The organism is Roseateles sp. P5_B10, assembly GCF_056400485.1.
Window position 1 is genome coordinate 1 of record NZ_JBFULE010000107.1, and the last position, 11698, is coordinate 11698.

The 11698-nt window shown below is 67.4% G+C and carries 8 protein-coding genes; 1 reads left to right on the forward strand and 7 read right to left on the reverse strand.

The features are described 5' to 3' along the window. From AC1DU6_RS09840 to AC1DU6_RS09855, 4 genes are all read right to left on the reverse strand, one after another. On the reverse strand, positions 1 to 1370 hold a 1370-nt coding region (locus AC1DU6_RS09840), incomplete at its 3' end, for a WD40/YVTN/BNR-like repeat-containing protein (protein ID WP_477856934.1). 161 nt (positions 1371 to 1531) lie between these two features. Beyond that, positions 1532 to 4042 carry a dockerin gene (locus AC1DU6_RS09845; protein WP_477856936.1) on the reverse strand — a complete coding sequence of 837 codons (2511 nt, stop codon included), beginning with the start codon at positions 4040 to 4042 and terminating at the stop codon, positions 1532 to 1534. Positions 4043 to 4113: 71 nt separating this feature from the next. Further along, entirely contained in the window at positions 4114 to 6597 is a 2484-nt protein-coding gene (locus tag AC1DU6_RS09850; RefSeq protein WP_477856938.1) for a glycoside hydrolase family 95 protein, read from the reverse strand. Positions 6598 to 6619: 22 nt separating this feature from the next. Then, positions 6620 to 6763 carry a hypothetical protein gene (locus AC1DU6_RS09855; RefSeq protein ID WP_477856940.1) on the reverse strand — a complete coding sequence of 48 codons (144 nt, stop codon included), beginning with the start codon at positions 6761 to 6763 and terminating at the stop codon, positions 6620 to 6622. Between the two features lie 347 nt (positions 6764 to 7110). On the opposite strand from AC1DU6_RS09855, the gene AC1DU6_RS09860 reads away from it, so the two are divergent. Further along, positions 7111 to 7818, forward strand: a complete 708-nt coding sequence (locus AC1DU6_RS09860) for a FadR/GntR family transcriptional regulator (protein ID WP_457324122.1) — start codon at positions 7111 to 7113, stop codon at positions 7816 to 7818. Positions 7819 to 7898: 80 nt separating this feature from the next. Here the strand turns inward: AC1DU6_RS09860 and mmsB are convergent, their stop codons facing one another. The 3 genes from mmsB to AC1DU6_RS09875 all read right to left on the reverse strand — a co-directional run. Continuing rightward, positions 7899 to 9068 (reverse strand): multiple monosaccharide ABC transporter permease, encoded by a 1170-nt coding sequence (gene mmsB / locus AC1DU6_RS09865; RefSeq protein ID WP_477856941.1) that lies wholly within the window; start codon positions 9066 to 9068, stop codon positions 7899 to 7901. An 11-nt stretch (positions 9069 to 9079) separates the two neighbouring features. Then, on the reverse strand, positions 9080 to 10624 hold the full coding sequence (gene mmsA, locus AC1DU6_RS09870; protein WP_477856943.1) for a multiple monosaccharide ABC transporter ATP-binding protein: 1545 nt from the start codon (positions 10622 to 10624) through the stop codon (positions 9080 to 9082). A gap of 246 nt (positions 10625 to 10870) precedes the next feature. After that, positions 10871 to 11698: substrate-binding domain-containing protein (locus tag AC1DU6_RS09875; protein ID WP_477856945.1), on the reverse strand; the 828-nt coding region annotated here is incomplete at its 5' end.

The following is an 11698-nucleotide window of genomic DNA, read 5'->3' on the forward strand; positions in this document are numbered from 1 at the left end:
ACGTAGAACATGCCGTCAGCGGCACGCACCATGTGCGGGATGTGATAGCCGGAGATCGGCACCGTGACCGGGGTCCACGAGGCGCCGCCGTTGGTGGACTTGTACAGGTTCGAGGCCAGGCCTGCGGTCTGCACATAGTCCGGCGCGATGGGGGCGTAGATCGTCTGCGTGGCCGTGCCGCTGCCCTTGGTGCCGGTGTCGTAGACGACCGTCTCGACGCCCATGGCCGTGCCGCCGTTGGCGTTGATCTGGTCCTGGGTCATCTTGAGGGTCGACAACGACGTGACCTGCGCCCAGGTGAGGCCCGAGTCGGTGCTCTTCCACAGGCCGGCTGTGCGCGAGCCGTAGAACAGCGTCGACGGCTTGTTGGGGTCGACCATCAGGCGCTCRCCRATGGCCCGGCCGGGGTTGTTGCCGCCGAGCGGGAAAGGCAGGGCGACATAGGTCCACTGGTCACCACGGTTGCTGGAGATGTACAGGCGGCCGTTGCCACCGGACGTGTACATGCCGGCGCCCATGTAGACGCGCTGATCGTTGTTCGGATCGACGGCGATGCTCTCGACGCCGTGGAAACTGGCCTCGCCGCCACCGAAGCCCAGGCCGTCGGTGATGGGCACCCAGGACGACGTGGGCTGGTTCCAGCGGTAGGCGCCACCGATGTCGGTGCGCGCGTACAGCAGGTTGGCGGTGGTCGGGTGGAAGACCAGGCCCGTGACGTAGCCGCCGCCGCCCCACTTCGCGCTCGTCCAGGTTCCCACCTTGATGGAGAACGTCTGCTGGGTCTTGGCGCCGCAGCTGTTGGTGTAAGTGGCGGTGGCCGTGCAGGCCGCGGGCGGCTGGATGGTCTGCTCGCGTGCTGCACCGGCGGTGCCGCAGCCGCTCCAGCTCCACATGCCGCCGGATGTCGGCTGCGGGCCTAGGATGGCCGAGGCGCCGGTCTTGATGGTGGCCGATGCCGTTTGCGTCCACGCACCGTTGGCGTTGATGTAGGGTGTGATGGCCGTCGGCTTGCAGGCGGCGCCAAGCGTGGCGTTGGCCGAGCCGGAGTTGTAGCTGCCGCCGTTGGTCGTGAACTTGACCCAGTACCAGTAGCGCGTGCCGATGTTGCCCGAGGCGTCGGTGTAGCTCCTGGCGYTGSTGCCCGGYACGGCGATGCGGGTGCGGCCGTTGGGGTCGGCGTCGGTGTCGCGGAAGATCTCCAGCGACGTGACGGTGCCACTGACGGTCCAACCCAGCTGGACGTTGCTGGCCGTGCCGGTGGCCGTCAGGCAGACGGTGGCGCCGCCGCCGCTGCCGCAGCTCTGCGCCAGCGCTAGCGGGGCTGCGCTCGCCCCGAAGGCGAGCAGCAGTGCGGGTATCAAAGTTTTCATGTTCTTCCTTTCAAGGTTGAAAGTGCTCGGCCGGTTGTCTCCGCCGGATGCGAACGTTGTGGGAGGCCGGCCCAGGGCCAGGCCACGACCTCCACGACAGTGAGGGATAGGAGCGGCAGGCCCCAGCCTGGAGATGGATGCGAGCCTGCCGAGCCATGGCTTCAGTTGCTGTAAAGCATGCCCCGGCCGGTGCCGCTGAAGTAGATCCGTCCGTAGATGTTCTGGTCGGCCGCGATCACGCCGATGCCACCGAACTGGTGGGCGTCGTCGTTGAAGCGCGTCCAGGTGGCGCCGGCGTCTTCAGAGCGATGCACGCCCCACACGCCGTTGATCACGCCCACGACGTAGACCGCGGCCGAGTACGGCGCGCCGGCTTTGGCCTTGCCCAGCGCGATGACGCTGGCGCCCTGCACCTGGGCCCATTGGTTGCCATTGAAGATCGACGCGAAGTTGCTGAGCTTGGCCCAGGTCGCGCCCGAATCTGTCGAGCGGTACACCGTGTTGCCGTCGGCCAGCCAGAGCTCGCCCTCGACGTTGGGGTTGACCGCCAGCGAGGTGTTCGCGAAGTAGTTCGGGGCCAGTCCCGCGTTCACCGAACCCTGGCTCAGCGTGAACGTGCGGCCTCCGTCCGTCGAGACGTAAACCTTGCCCGGCGTGCCCCACCAATTGCCGCCGGAATCGTAGGCATAGACMTTGTTCGGGTTCTTGCGATCTGCGGCCAGGTGGTAGCCGCGGCTGTAGATGTCGTTGATCGCCGGCAGGTTGGTCGAGACCCAGGTGGCACCGTTGTCCGTGGTGTACGACGGCACCGAGTTGCCGGGTGCCCAGACCGCCTTGTTGCGAGCGGTGACCGCGATGCTTGCTTCCTGGTTCGTGTTGGTCGCGACACCGGGCGCGTTGGTGGCGAACTTCGTCCAGGTCTTGCCGCCGTCGCCGGACCAGAAGCCGAAGCCGGTGCCGTTTTCGTGGCTGTAGCCGATGGTGGCCACGTATTGTGGGTCGGACCACGCCATGTCGGCGGCGAAGCCATTGCTCCAGCCGGTGCCCGGCGTCAGCGTCGGCTTGGTCGCGAGGTTGGTGTGCAACCAGGTGCCGACGTCGCCCGAACTGTTGACGACCGCGTACGTTGCGCCGGCCGGTGGCGTGGCCAGGCTCAGGACGGCGGTCTCCTCGATGCCGTTGATCGTGCTGCCCCAGGTGGGCGTGGCCGAGGAGGCGTTGCGCGTCTCGACGATGCCGCCGCCGGAGACATGCAGGATGTGATCACGGTTGGACGGATCGATCTCGACATCGTCGACCCAGCCCGCAGTGACCTCGCCCGGCGTCACCGCTTCGATCTCGCGCCAGGTCCTGCCGGCGTCGTCGGACAGCTGCACGATCTGCTGGCCGCTCCAGTTGCCCCAGGAGTTGGTCACGCCCAGTGCGATGCGGGTGGTCGCGCCGCTGCCGTAGACCGACACGCCGCCAAAGCCGAAGTTGGTTCCGCCGATCGGGTCGACGCTCTTGAGCAGGGTCCAATTGCTGCCGTCGAACTTGTAGAACCGGCCTGGGCCGCCGGCGCCTGGCCCGGCGTCCTTGGTGAAGGCGATGTAGAACATGCCGTCCGCAGCGCGTGCCATGTGCGGGATGTGGTAACCGGCGACCGGGACAGTGACCGGCGTCCARGAGGCGCCGCCATTGGTCGACTTGTACAGGCTTGAGCCCAGGCCCGCTGCATTGGCGTAGTCCGGGGCGACGGCCGCGTAGATCGTCTGCGTGGCCGAGCCGCTGCCCTTGGTGCTGGTGTCGTAGACGACCGTCTCGACGCCCATGGCCGTGCCGCCGTTGGCGTTGATCTGGTCCGCGGTCATCTTGAGGGTCGACAACGACGTGACCTGCGCCCAGGTGAGGCCCGAGTCGGTGCTCTTCCACAGGCCGGCCGTGCGCGAGCCGTAGAACAGCGTCGAAGGCTTGTTGGGATCGACCATCAGGCGTTCGCCGATGGCCCGGCCGGGGTTGTTGCCACCCAGCGGGAAGGGCAGGGCGGCGGAGGTCCAGGTGTCGCCGCGGTTACTGGACATGTACAGGCGGCCGTTGCCTTCAGACACGTACATGCCGGTGGCCATGTAGACGAGCTGGTCGTTGTTCGGATCGACGGCCATGCTTTCGACGCCGTGGTACCGGGCCTCGGCTGCACCGAAACCCAGGYCGTCGGTGATGGGCACCCAGGACGACGTGCCCTGGTTCCAGCGGTAGGCGCCGCCGACGTCGGTGCGTGCGTACAGCAGGTTGGCGGTGGTCGGGTGGAAGACGAGGCCGCTGACGTAGCCGCCGCCGCCGAACTTCGCGCTCGCCCAGGTGCCGACCTTGATGGAGAAAGCCTGCTGGGTCTTGGCGCCACAGCTGTTGGTGTAGGTGGCGGTGGCCRTGCAGGCCGCGGGCGGCTGGATGGTCTGCTCTCGCGACGCACCGGCGGTGCCGCAGCCGCTCCAGCTCCACATGCCGCCGGATGTCGGCTGTGGGCCGAGGATGGCCGAGGCGCCGGTCTTGATGGTGGCCGAGGCCGTCTGGGTCCACGTGCCGTTGACCTTGACATAGGGCGTGATGGCCGTCGGCGTGCATGTCTGCGCCAGGGCTGGCGAGCCGGCAACGGCTCCCAAGGCGAGCATCAAGGTTCCCAACTTCAGTCTCATGGTTCTACCTTTCTGGTGAAGGTGCTCGGCCGGTTGTCTCCTCCGGTCACGAGCGTTATGGAGAGGCCGGCTCAGTGCTTGGGCTCGACCTCGGGGTGTTCGAAGTCGGCCGCGCCCACGCGGGCGCGGCCTTGGCTGTTCAGGCGGAGTTCGAGGTGCTGGCCGCGGTAGCGCAGCGCGACCTTGGCGAGCGCCGGTCCACGCAGCTGCAGGCGGCTGAGTCGCCCCTCCTTCCAGTCCACGTCCAGCGTCAGGGCGCCATGCGCACGCACGCCGTGCAAGGCGCCTGCTGGCCAGGCCTTGGGCAGGGCGGCCAGCAGATGCACCTCGCCGCCCCAGGACTGCACGATCATCTCCAGGATGGCAGCAGCACCGCCGAAGTTGCCGTCGATCTGGAAGGGCGGATGCGCATCGAACATGTTGGGGTAGGTGCGCGCCGGTCCCAGCAGCCCTTGCAGGACCTTGTAGGCCCGCTCGCCGTCGCCCAGGCGCGTCCACAGCGCCAGCCGCCAGGCGGTGGCCCAGCCGGTGCTTTCGTCGCCGCGGGTGTTCAGCGTCTTGCGGGCGGCCTGAGCCAGCGCGGGTGTGTCGCGCACGTTGATTTGCTCGCTGGGGTAGACGGCGTACAGGTGCGAGACATGGCGGTGCTGTTGGTCGGTGGCCGACGCATCCCAGTCCTCCAGCCATTCCTGCAGTTGGCCCTGCGCGCCGATGCGATCAGCCGGCAGGCGGGTTCGCGCCTTGCGGACGGCAGCAGTGAATGCCGGGTCGTCCTCGCCAAGCTGGGCCTGTGCCGCAATGGCCGCGTCGAACAGGTCGCGCAGGATCTGGCGGTCCATTGCCGGCCCGGCGCACAGTGCGATGTCGGTATGGTGGTTGTTCTCCGGCGACTGCGAGGGCGACGTGACGAGGCCGCGGCCCTTGGGGTCTTCGACCAGCGTGTCGAGGAAGAACAGCGAGGCGCCCTTGAACAGCGGCACGAGCCGGCGCAGCACGGCCGAGCTCGGGTTGTACTGGTAGTGCTGCCACAGCGTCGTGCAAAGCCACGCGCCRCCCGTGGGCCACATGCCCCACAGCGGGCCATCGATGGGCGCGGTGGCGCGCCAGAGGTCGGTGTTGTGGTGCGCGACCCAGCCGCGCGCGCCGTAGCTGTTGCGGGCCGTGCGCGCGCCGGTGACGGCGAGGTCCTCCACCATCTTCAGCAGCGGCTCGACACACTCGCCCAGGTTCGCCGGCCCGGCGGGCCAGTAGTTCATCTCGGTGTTGATGTTGATCGTGTACTTGCCTTCCCAGGGCGGGTGCAGCACTTCGTTCCACACACCCTGCAGGTTGGCCGGCTGGCTGCCCGGGCGCGAGGACGACAGCAGCAGGTAGCGCGCGTACTGGACGTACATCGCGGCGAGCGCGGCGTCGGGCTGCCGGGGCACGCCCTTGATGCGGGCGTCGGTGGAGCGGGCATTGGCCTCGTGGCCGCCGAGGTCGATGTGCAGGCGGCGGAACAAGGCGCGGTGGGCCTTGAGATGGTCGTCGCGCAGCTTGGTGAACGGCTTGCGCGCGGCAGCGGCGGTGCGCTGGCGCACGGCGGCCACGGGGTCGCCGCTGGTGTCCTGCCAGTTCACATAGCTGGTCTCGCCGGAGACAAGTAGCGTCAGCTGGCGCGCGCCGCGCACGCGCAGCCGGTCGCCGCTGGCCTCGATGCGGCCATCGCCCACTGCCTGCACGCGCAGCGCATAGCGCAGCTGGCCGGGGATGCCGAAGGCCTGCACATTGCGGCCCTCGATCAGCAGCGCGTCGCTGCCGTCGGCGCGGACGGCCAGCGACCCGGGCCGCTTCTCTGCAAAGAGAGATTCACGGTGGTCCCAGGGCGCGCCGACGAAGACGACGCCATCCTTGTCGTACTTGGTGTCGCCGAAGCCGCCATAGGGCTGGTAGTCGGGATGGCGATAGCCGAGGTCCAGGTCGATCGTGCCGTCGCCTTCGATCTCCAGCCGGATCACCGTCACCTGGTCCGGCACGCTGCAGAAGGTCTCGCGCCGGTGGCGGCCGCTGCCGTCGATGAAGCTGGTGGTGGCGATGGCGCTGTCGAGATCCAGGCTGCGCCGATAGCGCGCTGCGGCCTTCACGCCGGGGAAGTCGAGCAGCAGGTCGCCGGCGGCGCCGAAGGGCATCTGCTTGATGGGCTTGCCCATCAGCGCCTCGGAGACGAGCTCGTTGGCCTCCTTCCAGCGTTCCTGGTCGATGAGGGCGCGCACTTGCGGCAGGGCCTCGCGAAACTTCGGGTTGTCCTGGACGTAGGGCCCGCCGCCGTGCAGCGTGTCGATGTTGAACTGCAGCCGCTCCTGGGCCGGGCGGCCGAAGACCATCGTGCCCAGGCGCCCGTTGCCGACCGGCAGGGCCTCGATCCACGGGCCGGCGGGTTGGTCGTACCACAGGCTGAGTGCATCGGCGCCGATGCCGGCCGCGCCGGCCTGCACCCAGTGGGGCAGGGCACTGAGCATCGGCAGCAGCGCGGCCGAGGTGACGAACCGGCGGCGGGACGTGGGGGTGCTGTTCATGCTCATTCGCAAGGAAGGGACTTCAACGGCCGCCGACGATGACGTTGAGCGACCTGACGCTGGACATCGTGCGATCGACGCTCATGTCAGCGAGCCGCTGCAGCATTTCACCGATCGCCTTGTCGGGCAGCTTGCCGATGTCTTCGGCGACGATGGAGTCGACCACTTCGTCGGCGTCCGTTTTGATCGGTGCGTGTTCATCTTGTCTCTGGTGGTTGCTCTCGGGGGCTCTGCGGCCCGGCTTGCTCTTCCCTGTCCAACGGTCCGCCTTCCTGCCTTGGCGCTTCGAGCGTCCTCCGTGTTGGCAACGCTGTCATTGCCCTCGGTTCGTCACTTTGGCACGATGGCTGGTCAAACCAATTTGGTCAAGCCACTTTGCCATACATGATTGGATTGGTCTTACCGGTGTATTCCCCAATATCGTTTCACTGGTGTCGGCGATGAGCGGTGCGGCGCGCGAGATTGATTGCGATACCATTTGGTCTGTCCAATTAACAACGAGCGCTGGTTCCAATGCCCAACCAACACCGCGTCGGCGAAGTGCGTCGGCAATATCAGCTGGTCGCCGACAAGATCCGTGCGCTGATCGACGCGGAGGGAATCTCCACGGGGGGGCGGCTTCCAGCGGAGCGGGAATTGGCGCTGCAGCTCGGTGTTTCGCGGCCGTCGCTGCGCGAGGCGCTGATCGCGCTGGAGATCGACGGCCGCGTGGAGATCCGCGGCGGTTCGGGTGTGTACGTCAGCGCGCCGCCCATGAATGGCGAAGTCGCAACCTCGTCACTGGGCGAAAGCCCTGCCGAGTTGGCGCAGGCGCGTGTCGTGCTGGAGAGCGCGATCATCACGCTCGCGGCAGCGCGGGTGAGCAAGGCATCCTTGCAACGCGTCGAGGACGCATTGAACGCCATGCGTGAGGACCATGCCAGTGGCCGCAAGCCCGTCGAGTCGGACCGGCGCTTTCATCTGAGCATTGCCGAGATGGCTGGCAACTCCGTCCTGGTCGGCGTGGTGGGAACGCTCTTCGACGGCCGTCACAGCCCCATCGCGTCACGCATGAGTGGCCAGGCCGAGTCCACGCACACCTGGCAGGCCGCACTCGCGGAGCACGAGGCGATCTATCACGCGCTGGAAGCCCGCAACCCGCAGGCGGCAGCTGCAGCCATGTGCTCACATCTGCTGGCCTCTCTGGGCCGCTGGGTCGGCGAAGGAACCGGCGCCGCCTGATGCCCTTCGCTGGGCTGTGCCAGCCCGCAGCGGACACCGCGGGGGTAACTGGCGCCGGTCATCGACCAGCGGCCGGGACGTCACCCACCTTTTCGGCGGTTGTACACGTCGAAAACCACGGCAGCCAGCAGCACGACGCCCTTGATGACCTGCTGCCATTCGATGCCCACGCCGAGGATGGACATGCCGTTGTTCATCACCCCCATGATGAAGGCGCCGATCACCGCGCCGAGCACCTTGCCGACGCCGCCTGACGCCGAGGCCCCGCCGATGAAGCAGGCGGCGATCACATCGAGCTCGAAGCCCAGGCCTGCCTTGGGCGTGGCCGTGTTGAGGCGGGCCGCGAAAACCAGGCCTGCAAGTGCCGCCATGACGCCCATGTTGGCGAAGCACAGCAACGTCAGCTTCTCGGTGGGGACGCCGGACAGCCGGGCGGCACGTTCGTTGCCGCCGAGGGCGTAGATGCGCCGGCCGAGCGTCGTGCGGCGGGTCACAAAGACGTAGGCGGCGATCAGGATGCCCATCAGCAGCAGCACATTGGGCAGGCCCTTGTACGAGGCCAGCAACCAGACCAGCCCGGCCAGTGCGCCCGACTGGGTCAGCAGCCGCAGGCCGAAGAGCGCTGCCGRCTCGGACGCCGCGCCGAGCGCTGCGGCCTTGCGGCGCGTGGCCAGCTCCCGCCAGGCCAGCCATGCCACCAGGCCGAAGCCGATGACGAGGGAGCTGAGATGACGCTCCTCGCCCGCCGGCCAGTCGGGCAGGAAGCCGCTGCTGAGTAGCTGGAAGGATTCCGGGAAGGGGCCGATGGACTGGCCGCCGAGCAGGGCAAGCGCCAGCCCCTTGAACACCAGCATGCCCGCGAGGGTGACGATGAACGAGGGGATCTTCAGGTAGGCGACGAACCACCCCTGCAGGCAGCCAATGAGGGCGCCGGCGACCAGGCACACGGCTGCGGCCGGCAGCACGGGCCAACCCTGCTCGACCATCAGAATGGCTGCCAGGGCGCCGATGAAGCCGCAGATGGAACCGACCGACAGGTCGATGTGGCCCGCGACGATCACGAGCAGCATCCCGAGGGCCATGACCACGATGTAGCTGTTTTGGAGGAACAGGTTGGTCAGGTTCAACGGCTGCAGCAGCGTGCCGTCGGTGAGCACCTGGAAGAACCCCATGATGCAGACCAGCGACAGCAGCATGCCGTAGTCGCGCAGGTGCGATGCCAGGAAATTGCGCAGGGAAGAGGAAGACATGAGGATGGGTTTCAATGGGTGCCCAAGAGGGCGTGCATGACGGTTTCCTGGGTGGCGCCGGCAGCCGGCATTTCAGCCACCAGTTCGCCCTCGTTCATCATGTAAAGGCGGTCGCACAGGCCCAGCAGCTCGGGCAGCTCCGACGAAATCATCAGGATTGCCCGACCCTGGGCGGCCAGGCTCGCAATCAGGCTGTAGATCTCGAACTTGGCGCCGACGTCGATGCCGCGGGTGGGYTCGTCGAGGATGAGCAGCTGGGGGTCGGTGAACAGCCACTTGGCCAGCAYCACCTTCTGCTGGTTGCCGCCGGACAGGTCGCCGACGGCCTGCTGGACGTTGGCGCAGCGGGTGGCCAGCCGCTGCCGGAAGTCATTTGCCACCGTGCTCTCCTGCGCCTCGTCGATGACGCCGAAGCGCGAGACGCCTTCCAGCCGGCACAGGCTGGTGTTGCGGGCAATGCTTTCCTGCAGCACCAGCCCCAGGGCCTTGCGGTCCTCGGTGACATAGGCCAGCCCTGATTTGATAGCCCGCCGGACGGTCGAGACGTCGACCTGCTGCCCGCCCATCCAGGCGGAGCCGCGGATGCGGCGCCCCCAGGAGCGGCCGAACACGCTCATCGCGAGCTCGGTTCGGCCCGCGCCCATCAGGCCGGCGATGCCGACGATCTCGCCGCGGCGAACATTCAGATTGACGCCCTTGATGGCTTCGCGGCCCACGTGAAGCGGGTGCTCGACCCACCAGTCGCGCAGCTCGAACAGGACTTCACCTGGGTTGGACTGCCGCTTGGGATAGCGGTCCTGCATGTCTCGCCCGACCATGGCGCGAACGATGGCCGCCTCCGCTGGCGGCGCCTCCCTGCAGTCCATCGTGGTGATGGTCGAGCCATCGCGAAGCACCGTGACGGCGTCGGCCACTTCGGCGATCTCGTTGAGCTTGTGGGAGATCAGCACACAACTGACGCCGCGGCCGCGCAGCCGTTTCAGCAATTCGAGCAGCGCGGCGCTGTCATCCTCGTTGAGGCTGGCTGTGGGCTCGTCAAGGATCAGCAGCTTCACGTCCTTCGCGAGCGCTTTGGCAATCTCCACGAGCTGCTGCTTGCCGACGCCGATGTCCCCCACCAGCGTATTCGGTGACTCCTGAAGCCCGACCTGGCGGAGCAGCTCGACGGCTTGCTCGTGCGTGCGCGTCCAGTCGATCACGCCGCGCTGGGCGCGCTCGTGCCCGAGGAAGAGGTTCTCGGCGATGGAGAGCTGCGGAATCAGCGCCAACTCCTGGTGGATGATGACGATGCCGAGCGCTTCGCTCTGGCGTATGCCGGAGAAGCGCTGCGGCTGGCCGCCGAACCGGATCTCGCCTTCGTAGTCCGGGTGCGGGTAGACACCCGAGAGGATCTTCATCAGCGTGGACTTGCCGGCGCCGTTCTCGCCGACCACGGCGTGGATTTGCCCACGCTGGACGGCCAGGTCGACATGCTTCAGGGCGACCACGCCATGGAACTTCTTGCCGATTCCGCGCATCTCCAGCAGCGCGCTCGGCTGATTGCCTGCGGTTTCCATTTCAGTTGCCCGTTGAGTACACAGCGGGACGAGCGCCGGGCCGCTCCCTAGCCGGCCCGCACTGGCGATGTTCTTGCGGCTCGACGCCGCAAGCATCGCCGTCCCCGCGGGGGCTGAGGCCGGACGCAAGGTGCCCGGTGGGCGGCTTGTGCCTGCCGAAGGGCTGCGGCTCATGCCGCAGCGCGGTCTGCAAGACCGACCAGACTTGCTCGCGTTCAGCGACGCGAGGTTGGGCGAGGGGCAGGTTCATTTCAGCTGGCTTTCCTTGTAATAGCCGCTGTCCACGAGCACGGGCTTCCAGTTCGTGGCGTCGACTGCAACAGGCTTGAGCAGATAGGACGGCACGACCTTGGTGCCGTTGTTGTAGGTCTTGGTGTCGTTCACCTGCGGCGCGCGGCCGCTGAGCACCGCATCGACGAGGTCGGCCGTGACCTTGGCCAGCTGGCGGGTGTCCTTGAAGACGGTGGAAGCCTGGTCACCCCTCAGGATGGCCTTGACCGACGGCAGGTCGGCGTCCTGCCCGGTGATGACCGGCATGGGCTGGCTCGCGCTGCCGTAGCCGACGCCTTTCAAGGAAGAAATGATGCCGATCGACAGGATGTCCGCGGGGGACAGGACGGCATGCAGCTTCTCCTTGCCGTAGAAGGCCGACATCAGGTTGTCCATGCGCGCCTGGGCGGTGGCGGTGTCCCAGCGCAGGATGCCGACCTTCATCGCACCCAGCTGCTTGCTGCGCACGACGAGCTTGCCGCTGTCCAGGTAGGGCTTGAGCACGCTCATGGCGCCGTCGTAGAAGAAGCCCGAATTGTTGTCGTCGGGCGAGCCCGCGAACACCTCCAGGTTGAAGGGCCCCTTGCCCTGCTTCAGGCCGAGCCGGTTGACGATGGACTCGGCCTGCAGCACGCCGACCTGGAAGTTGTCGAAGGTGGTGTAGTAGTCGACGTTCTTGGATCCGCGGATCAGGCGGTCATAGGCGACGACCTTGACGCCCTTCTCGGCGGCCTTCTGCAGCACGCCGGACAGCGTGGACCCGTCGATGGAGGCGATGACCAGGGCCTTGACGCCCTTGGTGAC